Source organism: Bacillus marinisedimentorum, assembly GCF_001644195.2.
Classification (GTDB): domain Bacteria; phylum Bacillota; class Bacilli; order Bacillales; family Bacillaceae_O; genus Bacillus_BL; species Bacillus_BL marinisedimentorum.
Genome location: NZ_LWBL02000041.1, coordinates 90,790 through 112,685 on the forward strand (window position 1 = coordinate 90,790; position 21,896 = coordinate 112,685).

General features: G+C 45.0%; 16 protein-coding genes. 3 read left to right on the top strand and 13 right to left on the bottom strand.

All coding sequences use genetic code 11. The features are described 5' to 3' along the window. Window position 1: 1 nt before the first annotated feature. A complete protein-coding gene (locus A4U59_RS20910) occupies window positions 2-2,956 on the top strand; it encodes a hypothetical protein (RefSeq protein ID WP_211274937.1) in 2,955 nt (984 codons plus the stop codon). A 303-nt stretch (window positions 2,957-3,259) separates the two neighbouring features. On the opposite strand, the gene A4U59_RS22595 is transcribed toward A4U59_RS20910, so the two are convergent. The 8 genes from A4U59_RS22595 to A4U59_RS12630 form a co-directional block, all read right to left on the bottom strand. Further along, window positions 3,260-3,601, bottom strand: coding sequence for a GNAT family N-acetyltransferase (locus tag A4U59_RS22595; RefSeq protein WP_083270830.1), 342 nt, complete (start codon window positions 3,599-3,601; stop codon window positions 3,260-3,262). A 504-nt stretch (window positions 3,602-4,105) separates the two neighbouring features. Further along, window positions 4,106-5,953 (bottom strand): caspase family protein, encoded by a 1,848-nt coding sequence (locus A4U59_RS12600; protein ID WP_070120933.1) that lies wholly within the window; start codon window positions 5,951-5,953, stop codon window positions 4,106-4,108. A 16-nt stretch (window positions 5,954-5,969) separates the two neighbouring features. After that, window positions 5,970-6,311 carry a hypothetical protein gene (locus tag A4U59_RS12605; RefSeq protein ID WP_245680553.1) on the bottom strand — a complete coding sequence of 114 codons (342 nt, stop codon included), beginning with the start codon at window positions 6,309-6,311 and terminating at the stop codon, window positions 5,970-5,972. Then, window positions 6,278-7,186: a radical SAM protein gene (locus A4U59_RS12610; RefSeq protein WP_070120935.1), complete on the bottom strand. Its 909-nt coding sequence runs from the start codon at window positions 7,184-7,186 to the stop codon at window positions 6,278-6,280. Before A4U59_RS12610 ends, A4U59_RS12605 begins: the two co-directional genes overlap by 34 nt. Beyond that, entirely contained in the window at window positions 7,173-8,162 is a 990-nt protein-coding gene (locus A4U59_RS12615) for a dTMP kinase (RefSeq protein WP_070120936.1), read from the bottom strand. Before A4U59_RS12615 ends, A4U59_RS12610 begins: the two co-directional genes overlap by 14 nt. 217 nt (window positions 8,163-8,379) lie before the next feature. Continuing rightward, complete coding sequence (gene rlmD / locus A4U59_RS12620) at window positions 8,380-9,753, bottom strand: 23S rRNA (uracil(1939)-C(5))-methyltransferase RlmD (RefSeq protein WP_070120937.1); 1,374 nt, start codon at window positions 9,751-9,753, stop codon at window positions 8,380-8,382. A 93-nt stretch (window positions 9,754-9,846) separates the two neighbouring features. Beyond that, complete coding sequence (locus A4U59_RS12625; protein ID WP_070120938.1) at window positions 9,847-10,809, bottom strand: diacylglycerol kinase; 963 nt, start codon at window positions 10,807-10,809, stop codon at window positions 9,847-9,849. Between the two features lie 147 nt (window positions 10,810-10,956). Then, window positions 10,957-12,708 (bottom strand): ABC transporter ATP-binding protein, encoded by a 1,752-nt coding sequence (locus A4U59_RS12630; RefSeq protein WP_083270831.1) that lies wholly within the window; start codon window positions 12,706-12,708, stop codon window positions 10,957-10,959. A 302-nt stretch (window positions 12,709-13,010) separates the two neighbouring features. Here A4U59_RS12630 and A4U59_RS12635 point away from each other — a divergent pair, with 302 nt between their 5' ends. Both A4U59_RS12635 and A4U59_RS12640 read left to right on the top strand, forming a co-directional pair. Continuing rightward, window positions 13,011-13,439 (top strand): acyl-CoA thioesterase, encoded by a 429-nt coding sequence (locus A4U59_RS12635; protein ID WP_070120939.1) that lies wholly within the window; start codon window positions 13,011-13,013, stop codon window positions 13,437-13,439. 39 nt (window positions 13,440-13,478) lie between these two features. After that, window positions 13,479-14,738 carry a GntP family permease gene (locus A4U59_RS12640; RefSeq protein WP_070120983.1) on the top strand — a complete coding sequence of 420 codons (1,260 nt, stop codon included), beginning with the start codon at window positions 13,479-13,481 and terminating at the stop codon, window positions 14,736-14,738. 112 nt (window positions 14,739-14,850) lie between these two features. Here A4U59_RS12640 and A4U59_RS12645 read toward each other — a convergent pair whose 3' ends face one another. The 5 genes from A4U59_RS12645 to putP all read right to left on the bottom strand — a co-directional run bounded on the left by A4U59_RS12645 (window position 14,851) and on the right by putP (window position 21,582). Next, complete coding sequence (locus A4U59_RS12645) at window positions 14,851-16,167, bottom strand: hemolysin family protein (RefSeq protein WP_070120940.1); 1,317 nt, start codon at window positions 16,165-16,167, stop codon at window positions 14,851-14,853. Between the two features lie 450 nt (window positions 16,168-16,617). Further along, entirely contained in the window at window positions 16,618-18,045 is a 1,428-nt protein-coding gene (gene gatB / locus A4U59_RS12650; RefSeq protein WP_070120941.1) for an Asp-tRNA(Asn)/Glu-tRNA(Gln) amidotransferase subunit GatB, read from the bottom strand. A 15-nt stretch (window positions 18,046-18,060) separates the two neighbouring features. Continuing rightward, window positions 18,061-19,518, bottom strand: coding sequence for an Asp-tRNA(Asn)/Glu-tRNA(Gln) amidotransferase subunit GatA (gatA, locus tag A4U59_RS12655; RefSeq protein WP_070120942.1), 1,458 nt, complete (start codon window positions 19,516-19,518; stop codon window positions 18,061-18,063). Between the two features lie 13 nt (window positions 19,519-19,531). After that, window positions 19,532-19,822, bottom strand: coding sequence for an Asp-tRNA(Asn)/Glu-tRNA(Gln) amidotransferase subunit GatC (gene gatC, locus A4U59_RS12660; RefSeq protein ID WP_070120943.1), 291 nt, complete (start codon window positions 19,820-19,822; stop codon window positions 19,532-19,534). 305 nt (window positions 19,823-20,127) lie between these two features. After that, the gene (putP, locus tag A4U59_RS12665; RefSeq protein ID WP_070120944.1) at window positions 20,128-21,582 is read right to left on the bottom strand and encodes a sodium/proline symporter PutP; all 1,455 of its coding nucleotides are present in this window, start codon (window positions 21,580-21,582) and stop codon (window positions 20,128-20,130) included. Between the last annotated feature and the right edge of the window lie 314 nt (window positions 21,583-21,896).

Genomic DNA, 21,896 nt, shown 5'->3' on the forward strand with positions numbered 1-21,896 from the left:
CATGATGACATCTGAAAACTTGTTTCAATTTGTTAATGTACGCCCTGCCAGGGAAGCACCTCAAGAACATATCGTTAAGCGATTTACAGAATACGATAAAAAAGAAAAGTCGCCGCTGCACAAAAAAGTTGAAGGCCTCGAAGGTGAACATGCACGCAATAAAGCGATTGATATGGCCTCTGATTTTTTGGAGAACGAACAAAAGGAACTAGACCAAAATCATGACTATCTAAAAAATTTGATCGAAAAGGCATTGGGGCAAAACAGTGTAGCTGAAGCAAAAAAAACGTTGGAACAGGCACTTGAACAGCCCTTGAAAGAATATGTGAAAAGTGAGCGGGCAGTTCGATTAAAGGATTTGTTTTGGGACCTGCTGTATGCCCACACCCTTGCCCCTGAAAAACGCCCTGAAAATAGAGAGCGTGTCTATGAAGGGGTTCGCGCTTTTCATTTTCTTGAGTTGCTTACCAACCAGAAGGAGAATGATAAACCTTTAACTGAAAAAGAGTTATCAAAAGTAACACCTGCCATTCCTATGGACCTTGTACCGCGACCTTTTATTGAAAAGAACGGAAATGAAGACAAGCAAGCAAAGCAGGTTCGGGAGAAATTAAAAAACGTATACGACAAACTGAAGTCAATAAACACCACAATCAAGGAAATTAAAAATGTTGATCGAATTCACAAAGCGCAGAAAAGCCGTAAAGTGACTGAGTACACTGAATTTGTTACAGAGATACCTACTTTAAAAGGCCCTAAGTTTCCAGACTTTAAAGTAGAAGGAATTGATCAAGTAAAAACAATTGAAATGAATGACTCTCCCCCATGGATATTTGAAGGATATGGGCAAGAGTTTTTAAGCAAATCTGCATGGAACGTCCTCTCGGGTCACAAGGCCAGTTTTGAAGAATTGGAACCTGCCGAGGTCATCTCCGGGCTAGAGGGGGAAAAATATACCATGGCAAATCAATTCGTGCGCAATCTCCCTAAAAAATCCATGCAATATGTTATTGCCACAAGTGAATTTAAGGCGATCCTGGAGGATGTTCCAATTGCCCATTTTCATGGTGATTTGCTGGAGGACGCCATGAACAGGTCCAATTCAGCTGCCGACAGAGGGATTAAGCCGTTAGGCATCGGGGATCTACTTGTCGTTAAGCAAGAACTGCGTAAATATACCGCAGGTGAAGTAGCTCATATTGAAAATATCATGCAAGGTGAATTCAAGACCCGTACCCATAGCCGGTCCAGAGAGACTGAAGATATCATCATCACGGAGACAGAACAGCTGGAGGAAAATGAAAAGGATTTGCAAACAACTGAACGGTTCGAACTGCAAAAAGAAGCCCAGAAAACAATTGAAGACCAAATGAGTTTAAAGGCCGGGGCTTCCATCTCTGCAGAATATGGACCAGTATCCGCATCCGCCTATGCCGATTATGCGATCAACCAATCAGCTTCACAATCGTCAAAGACGGCCTCCTCTTTTGCAAAAAGTGTTACAGAGCGCTCAGTATCCCGCATCGAAAAACGAGCCCGTGAAGAAAGGACCCATCGGACTTTAGAGCGCTTCACAGAAACAAATGAACACGGCTTCAATAACAAAGACAATAACAATTCAGGGCACGTCATCGGGATTTACCGTTGGGTGGATAAACATTATAAAGCAAAACTGGTCAACTACGGGCGCCGGCTTATGATTGAATTTATCCTGCCTGAACCTGCTGCCTTCTACCTGCAATTACAGTCGCAGCAGAAAGCGGGAGGCTTTACGATGGAAAAGCCTAAAAAACCAATGGTATCCGGAAAACCCCTGCAGCCTGAGCATCTAAATAAATCCAACTACACTGACTTTGTGGCTGAATATAATGTACAGGACGTTGAAGCCTATCCCGATGAGGTGAAACGGATATCTGCAGCATTTGCAGAAACAACACACTCAGACTTTAAAAATGCGGCTTATGCAAAGACAAATGAAAAACTCGTCATCCCGCCGGATTACATTTGTGATGACTTTTACGGGAAAATGAAAATACAGGGCAATAAAGATACGGATTACTTCTTGATTTGTAATATTGCCGGACAATCATTTGGTTCAGTTACTGCTTACGGACTCGAGGGCGTGATCCCGATCTCTGTAAACGGCTGGCTGACTGCTTTCCAGATAAATGTTGTGGCGAAATGCAGGTTGAAGCCGGAAGCAAAACAAGCCTGGCAGATCAAAACCTACCAGGCGATCATGAACGCCTATGAACAACAGCTCGCTGAATACAACGAACAACTTGCAGCAGCTCAAATCCAGGCGGGGGTAGAAATCGAAGGCCGCAACCCGGAATTTAACCGTAAGATTGTACAAGATGAACTAAAGAAGGGTTCCTTGCGGATGCTGACAAATGACTTTGCCAAAACACGTGTCGACGGCACCTGGCGTTCAAACGAAATGTTTAATGCCATGGAAGATAACGGCGAATACGGATACAGGGAGTTTAATATAAGCGAAGCAATTGTGGAAGGGAAAATGGTGCAGTTTTTCGAGCAGTCTTTCGAATGGCAAAATATGACCTACCTCTTCTATCCGTATTTCTGGGGCCGCAAAAGCAACTGGGACAAAACCTTTCCACTGACCGACATCGATCCGCAGTTTACAGACTTCTTGCGGGCCGGTTCAGCCCGAGTCGTCATCCCGGTCCATCCAGAATATAACGAAACGGTTTTGCATTACATGGCAACAAATGAAATTTGGAATGGCGGAAATCCTCCTGCCCTCAACGACCCTCTTTTCATCTCCATCATCGATGAATTGAAGGAAAACGCTGAAGCCTACACAAATGGCGAAATGCCAGTATGTTCGCCTGATTCACAACACCCTTGCCAAATGGATGAATGGGATGTCAAGCTTCCTACGACACTCGTTTATCTTCAGGAGGATGGGGAGCTTCCGGATTTTACGGATTGATTGACATGAAATAGGGGACGGTTTTGCTGATGGGGCAGATACCGTCCTCTGTTTCATTCTTATTCGCCAAGTTCATCTTATAGCCGGGTATTTCCGATAATTTCAGTCTCATAAATTATGAAAAATCTCTTTCTATCTCTTCCACAGGTTTATGTGTATACTTAACTAAGAACTTGTAAAGGTCCCCTTTAGCTCCTTCTAAAGGTCTTTAAAAGGGACTAAGGGACAGGTCTAACAGGTCCACTGTCCCATAAAAATCAGACGGGACAAGGTAACTGTACCCTTGCTCTTTGTACAGTGTACTTATAGTCTCTTGGATAAATGATATAGCATATGATCTTTAGGACAGTCCTCTAATATGCCAAAAATTTCATATCCATTTTTCAAATAAAAATCTTTTGCCTGAAAATCATATCTACTCAAATAGGCAAGATGACAACCCATCTTTCTCGCCTCGGTTTCTACAACATTTAATAGTTGTTTCGCAACTCCCTGATTACGATATTCTTCTTTTATCCATAGTGTTTCAATACTCAGAATATGCAATAGTGCTGAACATGCCAGTATTCCGCCGATAATATCCCCGTTCTCATCTTTTAAACATCTATTAATGTCAATAAACGGTCTTTCCTGGGTAAGCGGTATGGATTCAAGATTGTATTGCTAGCAACCTGTTTCCCATATACTCAGTTTCTTCCTTCAATGGAATTCTTATTTCATACCCTAAGTCCATTTTCATAACATCATTAAAATGTGAATAACCATCAATACCTGGGCATTAATATATGTTGCTAAATTGTTCAATCTTCTAATAAAACTCAACCTCTTAAATTATTCCTTTATATATTTCTGTTTCTACACCCTAAAAAACACAGGAAACTGCCTAATTTATAAATCTGCCGATAAACCGTCTTCACATGCATTAAGGAGACAGAGGGACAGGCCCACTATTCCAAAATTAGACAGGCTAAGGTACCTATCCCTTGTCCCTCCCGAAATTTTAGAATTGATTAAGCACTCTCCGAATTTTGCTGAATTAGCATTAATTAAGAAATCAATTCATTCTTTTTAAATGCAAACAGATAAAAAAGCAGGAAATTTCTCTCCTACTTCTTCTAGTTTTAAGCGTTTAAATTGAAATAGTAAACGCTATATCATGATTTTGTTGTGTTTAAGAGTATTTTCTATAGCCCAATCTATACTCTTTTGCTCATTAATTGTTAAGTCCTGTTTCTTAATAAAATCTTTACAATCGATTCCCAAACTAACTGCTTCAAGTATAAAGTCCAATTTACCAGGATACAATTTACCGTCAATATTCTCTGTAAACGCTTCTTTTAACAATTCAGGATAAAAAACAAATGCTTTTATAGCAGTTCTTTTCACCCATGGATGAGGATCTCTAAGCCCCCAGATTAACGATTCATAATGTCTCTCAAAGATGTCTTTATAGATAGCCATATACTGAAAAATAGCCATTCTCATCTCTACTAAAGGTAAGTAAGCTGCTATTTTTAACTCAGAATTAATTTCTTGTACATTATTATTTGAAATGTACTCGTTCAATTTTAAATCTATTTGATCTCTCCAATTACCATAAAGAGATGATAATAGCCATTTTAATCTTACAGATTTAGTTTTTCCCCTTGTTTCTAAATCATACATAAAACTTATGAACTTACTACTTTTTACTTCCAACGGAACAAACTCTTTACCCATATCTGTTTCTGAAATGATACCTTTTAAAAATAAATGGAGATATAAGGGCTGTAATAATGACTTATCTTTTACAGTTTTTTCAATCCTCGTTAAAAGATGGGGTAGATCTAATTTATTTGTATAACGAATCCAGATATCCAGTATTCCCCAAGAGGTTTTAGTAAGTGAAGAAGTTAATGCATAATCAATATTACTATATTTACTATCTGTAGTATAAAGATTCGCAAGCCAAACTGCATCTATTTGTGTATCTTTTTCAAAAATATTATAAACACGCTCTCTAATTGACTGATTATCTATTTCCTTACGCGCCCCAATTAGACCAATACATTGGTACATCCAATTCTGAGATTCAAGTAGTGATAGAATTATTCTTTCTTTACGGTTATATATCTTCAGATCACTAATAAGACTACCTAACGCTCTTCTAACTAGCCAATGAGGTTCGCTAGGATAACTGTCAGATAAATAATTATCTACTACTTCTAGTTTGGTTTTTTCAGGGATATCCATAAGATAATACCAATACATTTCACGAGTAGTAATATCTGATTCATTAATTCTTATAAGAAATCTTTTCTGGAAGTCATCACTATCTTCAACTAGTACAATGTCATTGGCCTTAAGGACCACATCTGATATGCCATTTTGTACATTAATATAACAACTCTCACCAAGCGCTTTTATTTCTTCAGCAATCGAATTTAAAGAGATAGTCTTATTTAATTCGTTTAAATAATTAATGACTTTACAAAGGGATTGAGTAAACAAGCTTCCATCTTTTTCAAACTTCGCTCGCTGAAAAGGATTAGTTGAGGTTATTATAGAAATTTGGTCATTACTAAAAATATTAGAGCTATTTGCAATAGTTAATCCTGCTCCTGAATGACAAGAATCTAGTAATAGTATGCTCTGGAACTTAGCACCAAGTAACTTATCTTTAAGTCCTGATATAGTTAATCTTCCAGTTCTTTCGGAACTCTCAGCATCACTAAATATTAAATCTAAATTTTCATTTTGTATTAACTCTCCATGACCACTAAAATATATTACCAACTTATCCTCTCCAGTTAATGTCTTTCTTAACACAGATAGAGTGTTGTCAAACTCTGAAAGAGTAGGGCTATATAAGCAGATGCTGTGAACATCCAAAAACTCATCCGCTAAGACATCCCTTAAAGTTGTATACACTAATTTTGCATCTGTGGATGCGCATGGTATTTTTCCTAGAGACTCAATTTTACATTGTTCAACTCCAATTGAAAGTAGAGCAATCATATTATCTCCCTGTCTATTATTTTTCTTTATCTATTTCTTTTAAAGTTTTTTCTTCTCCCTGTATTTTAAGTGTATAGTCACCACTGAAGTCTTCTCGGCTCCTATACATTTTTACCAATGTTTTTAAGGTGTCGTATACAAAATTGACAGCTAACCCAACAGCAATACTAATAATAATCTCACCTTTTACATTAGCTTCAGGTTTTTTATATACCTGAACCTCTTGTGTTTCCCTTTTTAAGGCTTCTTCTAATCCTTTTAATAAGTCAGATACAAATTGTGAATCGTTTACATTTTCAATCAATACTTCGTTACTTTTATCCATTAATAAATATCCCCCTCTTTCATTGGTAGCCATACACCGTACTCCTTCACAAATTTTTCAATTTCGCTAACAGACTCTTTGTTAAAATTAAAGCAAAAAGCATCTTCACTTCCCTCAGTATGTTGTTTTAATTTACCATCCGGATACAAAATCCAATACTTTGAATAATTACTGTTATATCTTAACGTAATATTTGCAAATCCAGTATACTTTTCTTTTATTAGATTTTTTATATTAAATACAATCTTATCAAATTCACTTTCACTTGTTGCATACAAATGATAGTTCTCTTTTTTATTTGCAGGATGTGGTTGTATTAAACACCATTCCAACGGTTTTACTTCATTAATTAATTCAACAAACTGCTCTGCGATGTTAGACATTAAAAATTTTTTTGTTATAAGTGTATTTATTCTTATATTATTGTATCCTTTGTTCTTCAATTCTCTAATTAACTTACTTAAGCTAGAAAAAGTACCAACCTTCCCTCTTAAGGAATCGTGTTGTGCAGGAGTCGGAGCATCTATTGATATTAGTATCCAACTAAACATTTTAGCGTTATCAATTAACCACTCTTTCACATTCTCATTTCCAACCCCGCTTGTTGTAATTGTCATTTTAATATCATTACTATAAAGCTCACTACAAATTACATTTAAGTTTTTATAGGTTAGTGGTTCACCACCAGCGATATCTATTTTTAAAACTCCTAACTTCTTAAACGCTTCCATATAATCATTTAAATGATTTAACGACGTTTCTCTACCTGTTTTTGTTGCAAAACAATATGGACAGGATAAAAAACACCTGTCCGTAATATGCCAAATAACTTGTGGTAATATTGATTCTACATTGCTGTCTGCATTGTAAAATGTATTTTCTTTTGGATCATATTTAATACTTCCCATTCTCAATCACCTTCATAACAAGTTTGTTAATTTCTTCGGGTGACTTCATATTATGATTTTCATCCAAACAATCTATAATCAAAATATTTTTATGTTTCTTAGCTAATTCATGATATATATGTCTAGCATTACTTATAATCACTTCAGAGTCTTCATAAACGTCTGCCTTCTCTCCAACATACTGTCTAAATCCTTTAGTTGAAATATTTTTCTTAGAAGTTTCTTCATTTAAATCCAAAACAATATACAAGTCTGGAACTGGTAATCCCAACTGTGAATGTTCTAAATCAAAAATCCAATTTACAAATTCAAAACGCTGGTTCGGTTCTACCCTGGCACTTTGATAAACAGCGCTAGAAAGTGTAAAACGGTTTAATAACAGATAATCGTATTGTGTAAAATTAAAATTTTCGAAGGCTTTCCACCTATCAAGGGCATACCACAAAGACATAGATTTTGGGTCAACTTTGTTTGCATCAAAAGTTCCCATTCCTGAAAGGAACTTACCAATATGACTACCAAAAAAGCTTTCATAAATAGGAAATGACTTGCTCGCTACTCCTTTTTTATCTTTTTTAAGACGGTTCTCAAGCAAAGACATCTGAACGGTTTTACCACTACCGTCAATACCCTCGAATGCAATAATAGTTGTTTGATTTCCGTCAGGAAATATCAAAGATGTATGTGATGAATATAAGTTAACAAGTTTTTCTTTGGAAATCTGATACTTTTTGGAAGCATCTCTAATGTACTTATTCCTTAAATCTCTCGGTAGATAATCAAGTTCATCGGCGTTAGTATAACACCATGCTAGAATATTAACGGCATTATTAACTCTTGCTTCTGACATATTGTAAATATTTCCATCATACCATTTCAACAATTTATATAGTGATTTTTCGGACAAATCCCCAGGATTAACTAAAAAATCATCTTTAAAACTGGACTTTTCAATTAAATTCAATAAATCCTTCACTTTTATCACCTCGTACCTTGTATCACAATATACAAAGCTTCATATTAATGTCTTTAAAATATATCATAACAAAAAAACACTACCTTTAGGATAAGTGTAACTTAAGTTTTCTAAACACATTCAAAATTTTATTAAGACCATAAATTTTCATAGTCCTAATTCCCCCTGTTGAACAAACAAATTTTAAGGATTGTTTTGGTTCCGCTTTTGTACTACCTTATATTAAAATAGCCACACACTCCACATGCGTCGTATGCGGAAACATATCCACCGGCTGAACTTCCCGAGTCTCATACCCGCCCTCTTCCAAAATCTTAAGGTCACGGGCCAAAGTCGCCGGATTACACGAAACATAAACAATCCGCTCCGGCTTCATCTCAAGCATCGTCGCAAGCAGCGTCTCATCACAGCCCTTACGCGGCGGATCCACCACAATCACATCCCCCTTAACGCCTTTTTTCTTCCAGGCAGGCATGACCTCTTCAGCCTTCCCAACTTCAAACTCCACGTTCCCAATCTCATTCAGCTCCGCATTCCGCTTCGCATCCTCAATCGCTTCCGGGACGATTTCAACGCCGTACACCTTCTTCGCCTTCTGGGCAAGGAATAGCGAAATCGTCCCGATGCCGCAGTAAGCATCAATAACAGATTCCGTTCCAGTCAGTTCCGCATACTCCAGCGCTTTATCATACAATACCTTCGTCTGCTGCGGGTTCACCTGGTAGAACGACCGGGCCGAAATCGCAAACTTGATGTTGCCGATCGTATCGTAGATATACTCATTCCCCCACAGCACTTTCGTCTTCTCGCCGAAGATGACGTTCGTGCGCTTCGGGTTGATGTTCTGCACGACGGATTTGACGGCCGGGAACCGCTCGGTGATGTCGCGGACGATGTTTTTCCGGTTCGGCAGGTTTTCGTCCTTTGTGATGAGGACGACCATGGCCTGGCCGGTTTGTTTGCCGTAGCGGGTGACGACGTGGCGCAGGGTGCCTTTGTGTTTTTTCTCGTCGTAGGCGCGGATGCCGTAGCTGCCCGCGATTTCTTTGACGGCCTGGACGAGGTCGTCGTTGGCCTGTTCCTGGATGAGGCAGGCGTTCATGTCGATGATGTCGTGGCTGCGCTGCTGGTAGAAGCCGGCGACGAGGCCGCCTTCGCGTTCGCCGACCGGGACCTGGGCTTTGTTGCGGTAGCGCCACGGGTCGTCCATGCCGAGGGTGTCGTGGACGGTGACTTTTCCAAGATCGAGGCCGCCGATGCGCTGGAGGACGTCTTCGACCTGCTTTTTCTTCACGTTCAGCTGGCCTTCGTAGCTCAGGTGCTGGAGCTGGCATCCGCCGCATTGCTTGTAGATCGGGCAGGACGGTTCGATGCGGTAGATGCTTTCTTCCTCGAGGCCGAGCAGCTTGCCGAAGCCGTAGCCTTTTTTCACTTTGACGACTTTCACCTTGCCGGTTTCGCCTGGCAGGGCGTTCGGGACGAACAGCGGGAAGCCGTCGACTTTGGCGACGCCGGCGCCGTCGTGGGTCATATCTTCAAAGGTCACGCGGACCGTTTCATTTTTTTGGACTGGCGGTGTTTGGTTGGCCATGTTTTTTTCTTCCTTTACCGTGAAATTGCTTTACTGATTGTATCACAAACGGCCGGGGCATCAAAATGACCGGCATGAAAAAAGGCAAACCCGTTACGGATTTACCTTTTCTTCATTGATCTTCTTCTGTTCAGCCGCTTCGCTTTCTTCATACTTGCGGGCGGTCTTTTCCGGCACGATGACTTCCAGGTGATGATAGAGATTGACGAATTCGGCCGGAGCAAGTCCGCCGTATTCACCGTCGAGGTTCAGCTGGATTTTATCATCGGTCTTCACTTTTATCCGATTTGCCTTTGTATAAATAATGTTGGCGTCCTTCAGGTGATCGCCGCGCAGTGCCTGGGAGGCGATGCGGACAAAGTCGGCCAGGTTGATTTTTTTCAAAATGAGCAGGTCGAACATGCCGTCATAAAATGATGCGTCCGGGGCCAGTTTTTCAAAGCCGCCGACGGAATTTGTGTTGGAGACGAGGAACAGCATCACTTCGCCTTCATACATTTTGCCGTCGTATTCGATGCTGACTTTGGTCGGGCGAAAAGACGGCAGCATCTCGATGCCTTTCAAGTAGTAGGCGAGCTGCCCGAGCACGGTCTTGAGCTTGCTCGGCACTTCATAGGAAAGCTCGGTGATCCGGCCGCCGCCGGCGATATTCATGAAGTATTTTTCGTTCACTTTTCCGATATCAAGCGGCATCGTGTGGCCTTCAACTAAGATGTCGCATGCTTTTTCAATGGAGCGGGGCACATGGATCGCCCTGGCGAAATCGTTCGTCGTGCCAACCGGGATGATGCCAAGCTTCGGGCGGTTCGGCATTTCGGCAAGTCCGTTGATGACCTCATTGATCGTGCCGTCGCCGCCGGCGGCAACGACGAGGTCATAGCCGCGTTCTGCCGCTGTACGGGCTGCGTCAATGGCATCGCCTTCACATTTCGTCGCATGAGCAGATGCTTCATAGCCGGCTCCTTCCAGCTTGATTAAAATGTCCGGCAGTGCGCGCTTGACCGCTTCACGGCCGGAGGTTGGATTGTATATGATTCTCGCTTTTTTTGTTTCCATTTCCCTCATCCTTTTCAGGAAAGCGGGTCAGCCCCGTTTCCACCCCAAAGTTCTCAAGTATTTCCTGTATTTGTCCATAACACAGTATAGTCCTTTCGCATGCGAATGTCCATTTTTAATAGTTTACTGTAAAAAAGCTGGAAACATTCACAACGGTTCCCGTTTGAATTGCTGCTGGACGAGAAGCTGGTAAAACGCATGGTTCTCCATCAGCTCGGCGTGCGTGCCGATGCCGGTCACCATGCCGTCCTGCAGGACGATGATCCGGTCGGCATCTATGACGGTCGACAGCCGGTGCGCGATGACAAAAGCGGTCCGCCCTTTCAGCAGTTCATGAAGCGCCTCCTGGATCATCCGCTCCGATTCGGAATCAAGGCTTGATGTCGCTTCATCGAGCAGCAGAAACTCAGGATTCCGCAAAAAAGCGCGGGCGATGGCGATCCGCTGTCGCTGTCCGCCTGAAAGCTTATGGCCGCGTTCCCCGACTTCCGTCATATATTGATTCGGCAGGCCGGCAATGAATTCGTGGGCATTGGCCTTCTTTGCCGCTTCCATCATTTCCCCGTCGCTCACTTCACGTTCCACACCGTACAGGATGTTATCCTTTATCGTGCCGGCGAGGAGCGGGCTTTCCTGCGGGACATAGCCGAAGAAACGGCGCCATTGTGAAAGGTTGAATTGATCGTGCGGTATATCTCCAAGCTTCATTTCCCCTTTATCAGGCTCATAAAACCGTTCCATCAGCGCGAAGATCGTCGTCTTGCCGGCGCCGCTCGGGCCGACAAATGCCGTCAGCGTGCCCCGTTCGGCTTCAAACGAGACATCTTTTAACACTTGATGGTCTTCATACCCGAAGGAGACGTTGTCGAAGACGAGCCGGTCAGGCTTCGGCTCAGGCTGGATTCCAAGTTCCGGTTCATCGTCTTCATGGAGGATCTGAAAAAGCCGCTCGCCTGCCCCTTTCGCATCCTGGAAGCTTGTGATGAACCGGCTCATCGTACTGAATGGGACGATAATTTGAAACAGGTACAGGATGAAGGCGACGAGTTCGCCGGACGTGATCGAGCCCTGGCTGACGCGGTAGGCGCCGAAACCGACGACTCCGATGAAAATCGCCATCATCAGCGTGCCCATGAGCGGCTGCAAAATCGATTCGATTTTCGCCTTGGCGACGCCGTAGTCATAGAGCGACCGGAACGTCCCCTTGCCCCGCTCCATTTCTTTTGATTCGGTGTTGTACGCTTTGATCAGCCGGATTTCGGCCAGCATCCCGGTGAGGAAACCGGTCAGCTCTGACATCTTCTCCTGTTTTCCGTATGAAATTTTATAAATCTTGCGGCCGATCGGGATGACGATCAATAGCATGAGCGGCACCGCCGACAGCATGACGGCCGTCATCGGCACATCGAGGCTGAACAGGATGAACACTGACACGATGACGGTGATGACGCTTGTTGCGAACTGGACGATTTCCGATGACAGCAAATTCATGACGGCAGTCGTATCGTTCGTCACGCGGCTGATCATTTTACCGGACTCGTGCTCGTCATAGTACTTCACCGGCAAAAACAACAGTTTCTCCCACAGCCGGTCGCGCAGCCTGCGGATGATTTTTTCACCGGCCCGTGTCAGTAAAAAAAGGGACAGCGCGCTCGACAGCACCTGCAGGCCGAATAAAAGCAGTACAAAGGCACCCGTTGCCAGCGGTACTTCTTCCGGCAAGCTGTCGATCACGTTTTTGACGAGAAGCGGAATCGACAGAGACGCGCCGGTCTGGAAAATCGACAGCACGAGCGCCAACAGCAGCTGTCCTGTCGGCGGGTCGGTCATCTGCCAGAGCCGTTTGAATGTGAAAGACGTTTTTTGTTTCCGTTTTTTCATTTCTTCACCTTTTTCCATATAAAAGCCCCTCATTGCGAGAGGGACTCAGGGCATATAAGTACATTTCATTAAAGGTTGGGTATAGGATGATTTTAGTGTAACGGGCATAGAATGTCCAGAAAATGGTATAATTTCGTATCTCCCGGTGTGCTGCTGATGCCAGGCTTATGGGCTTCCGAATGCAGGCCCTGCACCTGTAAATGTAAGGCACAATCTTAGATTTATATTGCCTGTTATGATATACATTATTTACCGCATTGTTTAAAAATTAGTACTAGTGTATGCTGCAATCATTTCCGTAATAAACAGGAGGGGTAATCATGAATAAAATAAAACCAGCTTATGAAGAGTTCCCGTTAAAGACATATGATAAGATCCGTTACAGAGATACAGATCGGCAAGGTCATGTAAATAATGCGCTGTTTTCGACATTCCTCGAAACCGGCCGGACAGAGCTCCTCTATGCCAGTGAGCCGCTGCATGATGAAAATGCGTCATTTGTCATCGCGAACCAAAACTTGAATTTGCTGTCTGAAATTCGCTGGCCGGGAACCGCGGAGATCGGTTCTGCTGTTATAAGGATCGGCAACAGTTCCCTGACTTTGTTTCAAGGAATTTATCAGAATGGAACGCTTGCAGCAACGGCCGAAACCGTCATCGTGCAGATGGATGATTCCACGCGCAAAGCTAAACCGCTTTCAGATAGAACAAGAGAGATCTTAAAGCAATATTTGGTTGAAAACGAATAAGCAAAAGATAACGCAGTAAAACATAAGGTGGTGCTCAGCATCGATCCACAAGTCAGCATTTTCGGTGTACTTGCAGCAATGGCTATAACAATTACATTGATTTTCAGAAAGGTTAATCCTACATATGCAATGATGGTTGGCGCTGGTGCCGGGGGGATTATCGGAGGGCTGGATTTGCCGGCAACCGTAGATTATATGATGGGCGGTGCCAGGCTGCTGACTCCGGCAATCATGCGGGTTTTAGCAGCCGGTATATTAGTAGGCGTGTTAATCGAATCCGGCGCAGCGAGCGTGATCGCAAATACAATCGTTCAAAAAATGGGGGAAGCAAGAGCACTGCTGGCGATCACGTTATCAACGTTAATCTTGACGGCATCGGGCGTGTTCATTGCGGCCGCTGTCATCACGGTGTCACCGATTGCGTTAATGATTGCCAAACGCACCGGCATTTCGCGGCTCAGTATTGTAATCGCGGTTGTTTGCGGAGCAAGAGCGGGTAATATCATGTCCCCCAATCCGAACACGATTGCGGCGGCTGACAGCTTTTCGGTTCCGCTTACGAGCGTGATGGCAGCAGGCATTATCCCGGCTGCCGTTGGAGCGGCGTTAATCTATTTTATTGCCAAAAAATTGAGCAATACGGGGTCAAAGGTGACCGGAAGCGAAAAAGAAAGGGCAGAAGCGAAAGACCAGCCCTCCTTCGCGGCAGCAATTTCCGGGCCCTTATTTGCCATCTTCCTGCTTTCCCTGCAGCCGTTATTTGACATTAAAATCGACTCGTTAATCGCATTGCCGGCCGGCGGTATCTTCGGCCTGCTCATTATGGGGAAAATAACAGAATTGAAGGATCATATGACGAGCGGACTCCAAAAAATGTCCGGAATCGCCATTGTCATCCTGGGAACTGGGACACTGGCAGGCATTATTGTCCATTCTTCCCTGAATGACATGATCATGAGTGGCTTACAAGCTTTCAATTTGCCAGTTTCGCTCATCGCACCACTTTCCGGTTCGTTCATGTCCATGGCAACCGCGTCCGCAACATCATCCGCCGCGATTTCAAGCAACGTCTTCGGAGAAACGCTGCTCGAAAACGGCGTCAGCGCTCTGGCAAGCGCAGCGATGATCAACGCAGGGGCTGCAGCATTCGATCACTTGCCCCATGGCCCTTTATTCCACATTTCACGGGAGAGCCTCTTTATGCCCATGAAAGAGAGGCTGAAAGCACTGCCCTATGAAACGTTGATTGGAGCGGTGATGGTGATTGTTTCGGCGATCGTTCATGGGGGATTGCTGTGATGGGAGGTCTGCTGGTTTTGACGAATTTCTCAGGGTGGACCAGAACAAACAGGTGCGTATCTGCCTATTTCAGAGACGCACCTGTTTGTTCATGCTTTACTAGCGTTTAATTCTAAATTGGCTGTTTTTCCAGAGAAGCCTTTACTTTTACAATTCTTTTTTCATCCGCTTCCTCTACAGTAAAACGAATATGATTGTATGTCACTTCCGGATGGTCATCTTTTTGTGGAATATAACCAAGCATATCGATGATAAAACCGCTTAACGTATCATAATCCTCGACAGGCAGGTTCGTTTTTAACATGTCTTCCACTTCATGAAGATTGACAATGCCGGAAATAAGAAAGGTATTTTCATCTATCGGAATGATTGAATCTTCCTCATGTTCAAGTTCATCATGTTCAGCTGTGATGGAACCGACGATTTCTTCCATAATATCCTCAATCGTGACAATGCCATCCGTTCCTCCGTACTCATCGATCACAATGGCCATATGTGTATGGCTCATTTGAAATTCTCTAAAGAAATCATCAATTTTTTTCGACCCTATCACATATAAAGGCTCTCTCGAAAGTTCTTTTAAGCTGAAATTCCCGACATCCCCATTCTCCATAAATTGTATTAGATCCTTAACATGAAAAATGCCGATAATATTATCCAGGCTATCCTGATAAACAGGGAAGCGGGTATATTTTTCAGCACTGACGATATGAACAACTTCTTTAAAATTAAAATGGACAGGCAAGGCGACAATGTTTGTCCGATGTGTCATAACGTCTTCCACATCTTTGTTATCAAGTTCAAAAATATTGTTGATCATCACTTTCTCATTTTCTTGAATCGTTCCTTTTTCTTCACCGACATCAACCATCATCCTGATTTCTTCTTCTGTCACATTGTCATCAGGTGCATTGGGATCCACTCCAAAAAGTCTTACAATCGCATTCGTTGAGACGGTTAAGAGCTTAACGAAAGGTGAAGAGATTTTTGATAACACTGTAAGTGGCACCGCGGCAAGGTTGGAAATGGCCTCCGCTTTGGTCAATGCCAGCCGTTTTGGAACTAACTCCCCCAACACTAACGTAAAGTAGGAAAGGATAAGCGTAATCACAATAACCGATACAGCCTCAAGCACTGCCTGCGTCCCCGGAACTCCCAATGCCACCAGCCAATCGGCGAAACTTGCCGCAAAGCTCTCAGCCGCAAAGGCACTGGCTAAAAAACCGGCCAGGGTGATGCCGATTTGGATAGTGGCTAAAAAGCGGCTCGGTTCCAATAAAAGCCGGTGAAGCAGGATTGCCTTCTTATCTCCCTTTTCAGCCAGTCTTTTGACCTTGTTATCATTTAACGAAATTAATGCAATTTCTGAAGCTGCAAAAAAAGCATTTAACAAAATGAGAATCACTAAAATAGGTATTTCTATACCCAAGAAAATTCAGCCTCCAAAAAACATTTAGTAGTCAATATTGATAACTGATTAAGGATATTGCCGTCACAGCAATCAATTCAGTATGCACCCTTAAACAAGAGAATTCTCTTTTATTATGCACCACTTCATTTGCTTTTTACATAGTTTATCCTTTTTTACCTGTGCATCTGTATGAACGGAGACATGAGATGAACTTCCATATAAAGAAAACCCGCCGATGGCGAGCCTTTAGGCGAAGACAGGGGCGTAGTTGCCCTTATCTATAATCTTAAATTTGCCACTGCGTGGAAATCCTCCCTTGCTGACAATTTATACTTTCCTATATGGTAAAACAACCCGCCGATTAGCGAGCCTAGCGATATTGTTAAAATTGGCAGCTGCATCGAATTGCTCCCTAGCCGACAATTTCCTGTATAGAAAAAGCCCCTCCATTCAGAGGGACTTTTTCCTTTAGCGCTTATCCATTTCTTCAATAAGAAGCTTGTTGACCATCGGCGGGTTCGCCTTGCCTTTGGTCGCTTTCATGACCTGGCCGACGAGGAAACCGAGGGCGCGGTCTTTGCCGTTTTTATAGTCTTCGATGGACTGCCCGTTTTCATCAAGAATGCCGGTGACAATCTTGCGGAGCTCGCCTTCATCGGAGATTTGCACAAGCCCTTTTTCTTTGACGATCGCTTCAGGGTCGCCGCCTTTTTCAATGAGGTCTTTGAAGACCTTCTTGGCGATTTTGGAAGAGATCGTGCCTTTTTCGATCAGGCCGACGAGTTTTGCCAGGCCTTCCGGTGTCAGGGCTACATCGTGGAACTCTTTAGCGTTCTGGTTCAAGTAGCCGGACACTTCACCCATGAGCCAGTTGGCCGCCTGTTTCGCATCGGCGCCTTTGTCAATTGTCGCTTCAAAGAAATCGGACATTTCTTTTGTCAGCGTGAGCACGTGGGCGTCGTACGCCGGCAGGCCAAGTTCGTTCACATAGCGGGCGCGGCGCTCATCCGGCAGCTCCGGAATCTGGGCGCGGACTTTTTCCTTCCACTCGTCATCGATGTAAAAGTCGACAAGATCCGGTTCCGGGAAGTACCGGTAGTCATCGGAGCCTTCTTTTACACGCATGAGGATCGTTTTCTTCGTCTGCTCATCGTAGCGGCGTGTTTCCTGGAGGATTTCTCCGCCGGCGAGCAATTCTTTTTCCTGGCGTACTTCCTCATACTCCAGTCCCTTTTGCACAAAAGAGAAGGAGTTCAAGTTTTTCAGCTCGGTTTTCGTACCGAATTTTTCCTGGCCGATCGGGCGGATCGACAGGTTGGCGTCGCAGCGCAGCGATCCTTCTTCCATTTTACAGTCGGATACGCCGGTGTACTGGATGATCGACTTCAGTTTTTCCAGATACGCATACGCCTCTTCGGGCGTGCGCATATCCGGCTCGGATACGATTTCGATCAGCGGTGTGCCGACACGGTTGAAGTCGACGAGTGAGCCGTCATCCGTGTGGGTCAGCTTGCCGGCATCCTCTTCAAGATGAAGGCGGGTGATGCCGATTTTTTTCTTTTCGCCGTTCACTTCGATTTCAATCCAGCCGTTTTCGCCGATCGGCTTGTCAAACTGGGAAATCTGATAGGCTTTCGGGTTGTCCGGATAAAAATAGTTCTTCCGGTCAAACTTCGTGTCGGTCGCGATTTCGCAGTTAAGCGCCATGGCCGCGCGCATCGCGAATTCGACGGCCTGTTTGTTCATGACCGGCAGCACTCCCGGGTGGCCGAGGCAAATCGGGCACGTTTGCGTATTCGGGGGTGCACCGAAATCTGTTGAACAGCCGCAGAAAATTTTCGAGTTCGTTTTCAGTTCGACGTGGACTTCAAGTCCAATGATCGTTTCAAAGTTCATGTCTGGTTCCCCCCTTTACAGTTCCGGTTTCGCTTTATGATGGTCTGTTGCCTGTTCGTAAGCATGGGCAACACGGTAAACGTTACTTTCGTCGAAATGCTTGCCGATGATTTGCAATCCGAGCGGCAGGCCGTTTGAGAATCCGCACGGCACGGAGATGCCCGGCACCCCTGCAAGATTCACAGGGATTGTCAAAATATCGTTTGCGTACATTGTCAGCGGGTCATCGATCTTTTCGCCGATTTTGAAAGCCGGCGTCGGTGTTGTCGGCCCGATGATGACATCGTAATCTTCGAACACTTTGTCAAAATCATTTTTGATCAAGGTCCGGACTTTCTGGGCCTTTTTATAATACGCGTCATAGTAGCCGGAGCTGAGGGCGAATGTGCCGAGCATGATGCGGCGTTTCACCTCATCGCCGAACCCTTCGCTGCGCGTCTTTTTGTACATGTCGATCAAGTTTTCCTCACCTGTCGCGCGGACGCCGTAACGGACGCCGTCGAAGCGGGCCAGGTTGGCGGATGCTTCAGATGATGCGAGCAGGTAGTAGGTCGCAACCGCATATTTGGAGTGCGGCAGGGATACTTCTTCCCATGTCGCGCCCATGCCTTCAAGCACTTTCAGGGCATCTTTTACGGAGTTGCGGACGTCTTCGTCGACGCCTTCACCGAGGTACTCCTTCGGTACGGCGATTTTGAGGCCTTTTACATCGCCGGTCAGGGATGACAGATAGTCTTTTACATCAACATTTGCTGATGTGGAATCAAGGTCATCATGGCCTGCGATCGTCTGCAGGATGTAGGCGTTGTCCTCAACCGTGCGCGTAATCGGACCGATCTGGTCAAGCGATGATGCGAACGCGACCAGGCCGAAACGGGAAACGCGCCCGTATGTAGGCTTCAGGCCGACAACGCCGCAGAATGCTGCCGGCTGGCGGATCGACCCGCCTGTATCGGAGCCGAGTGAGAAAAACACTTCGCCTGCCGCTACCGATGCAGCGGAACCGCCGCTGGAGCCGCCCGGGACATATTCGGTGTTCCACGGGTTGCGCGTGCGGAAGAAGCCGGAGTTCTCATTGGAGGAACCCATCGCGAATTCGTCCATGTTCAGCTTACCGATCGTGACGGTTTCGGCCGTGTTCAGTTTTTCAACAACCGTTGCGTTGTGCAGCGGGTTGAAGTTGGCGAGCAATTGGCTCGAGCATGTGGTGCGCAGGCCTTTTGTCGTGATGTTGTCTTTGATGCCGGCCGGAAGCCCGTAAAGCAGCCCGAATTCCTTCTTCTCGCCGAGCGCTTCGTCAAGTTCGCTGGCATATGCGCGGGCGTTTTCTTCATTCAGCGTGAGAAACGCCTTCACTTTGTCGTCGACCTGTTTGATGCGGTTGTACGATTCATTGACCAGGTCGGTTACGTTGATTTCTTTCTTATGTAACAGCTCGTGTATTTCACCGATGCGTTTATCGAATAACGACATGCTTGTACCCCTCCTATTCCAGGACAGACGGGACCTTGACCTGGCCGTCCTGCTTGTCCGGTGCGTTTAACAGCGCTTCTTCCTGTGTAAGCCATTTGCGGGCGTTGTCCTCGCGAAGCACATTTTTCATATCAAGAACGTGGGTGGTCGGTTCCACATCTGTTGTATCGAGTTCGTTCAGCTGCTCTGCAAATGAAATGATGTTATCGAGTTGTTTCGTGAACACTTCCGCTTCATCTTCCGTAATCGACAGACGGGCAAGATGCGCGACATGCTTCACCTGATCCTTATCAATCCGAGACATTCCTCTTCACCTCCACGGTTATTTCGAACCTTGTGCAATGCTATTATCATACCAAAAATAACAGGTGCGAAGCAAGATTGCGGGCTGGTATGGCGCCCGGAATTTGTGAAGCGGCTTACAATGTTGTGACGGCGGACTGACAATTGCGGGGATTGCCTGGGGGATTGCCTGGCAATTGCCAGGCATCTATAGGTCTTCAGACTCATCATTGCCTGGCAATTGCGAGGCAATTGCCAGGCAACGCCCTCCGCCACAAAAAAAGACCCTCTCTCCAAGAGAAAGGGTCCCACCAACCTGCACAGCACCTACAGGTTTTTCGCTTTATCAAATTCTTCAAGTATTTCATTGGAAGGCTGCGGTCCGACTTTGCTGAAGATCATGATGGCGATCCAGCCGAGTACGAAGCCTGGAACGATTTCGTACAGGTCGAAGATTCCGCCTTCGAGCGGCTTCCAGATGACGACGGTCAGTGCGCCGACGATGATGCCGGCCAGTGCGCCGTTGCGGGTCATGCCTTTCCAGAACAGGGACAGGATGATGACCGGTCCGAATGCGGCACCGAATCCTCCCCATGCGTAACTTACGAGTTCAAGGACTTTGCTGTCCTGATCGCTTGCAAGCAGGATGGCGATGAGTGCGATTGCAAGCACTGAAATACGTCCTACCCATACAAGCTCGCGTTCGCTCGCATTTTTGCGGAGGATCGCTTTATAAAAGTCTTCCGCAACTGCACTTGATGATACAAGCAACTGGGAGTCAATCGTACTCATGATGGCAGCCAGGATTGCGGCAAGCAGGAAGCCGGCTACCCATGGATTGAACAGGATCTGTGTAAATTCGATAAATACGGTTTCGCTGTCCGGAAGCGGGTTATCCGCAAAGAATGCGATACCGGCAAAACCGGTGAAGATCGCACCGAACAGGGAAAGCACCATCCAGCCCATGCCGATCAGGCGTGCTGTCGGGATATCCTTGATGGAACGCACCGCCATAAAGCGGACCAGGATGTGCGGCTGGCCGAAGTAGCCAAGGCCCCAGGCAAGCAATGAAATGATTCCGAGCGTTGTCATGTCCTGGAATACATCAAGATAGGCAGGATCGATTGAACCCGCAGCATTGACGGTTTCGCCCCATCCGCCGATATTGGAAATCGCCACAATCGGCACGATGATCAAGGCAAGGAACATGAGAATCCCCTGGATGAAGTCCGTCCAGCTGACGGCCAAAAATCCACCGAGGAACGTGTATGAGATTATGACGATGGCACCTATCCAGAGGGCCTGGTTGTAGGTTAATCCGAAGGAGCTGACAAATAGTTTCGCGCCACCGACGAGTCCTGATGAAGTGTAGAACGTGAAGAATAATAAAATGACCAGGGCAGAAATAACACGTAAAAACTTTGATCCGTCACGGAAACGGTTCTCAAGATAGTCCGGGATTGTGATAGAATCATTGGCAACTTCCGTGTAGCTGCGCAGCCGCCTTGCGACAAACTGCCAGTTCAGGTAAGCACCAATGGCAAGTCCGACAGCGATCCAGATTTGGTTCATCCCGCCTGCATACATTGCACCGGGAAGTCCGAGCAAGAGCCAGCTGGACATATCTGAAGCACCGGCACTGAGTGCGGCGACACCAGGTCCGAGGCGTCTTCCCCCAAGTACATAGTCTGATAAATTGCTTGTTAGTCTGTAGGCCGCAAAACCAATTGCCAGCATTCCGACCAGGTATACGATAAACGTTATTAACGTGGCTGTATTCATGTTTTCTATTCTCTCCTCTCAGTGAAATAAGTAATAATCGATAGTATGACTAGTAGCGGCATTGGAACCATGAGCCAAAACCATGTTGCAGCTGTTAATGACATTTCGTCACCCCCGTTATTAGTTTGAATACTATATGCAATCACATGCAATTTTCTATTTTTTATTTTTCCAGAATATCACATGTGAGTTGCCGGCCCTTTCAGAAAAACCATTATCCATCGTAACACAACGTCGATAATTTGCCAGCGATCCGAATTGACAGGATTAACAGTGATGAATAAATATACACACTGCACACTTATTTATCATAA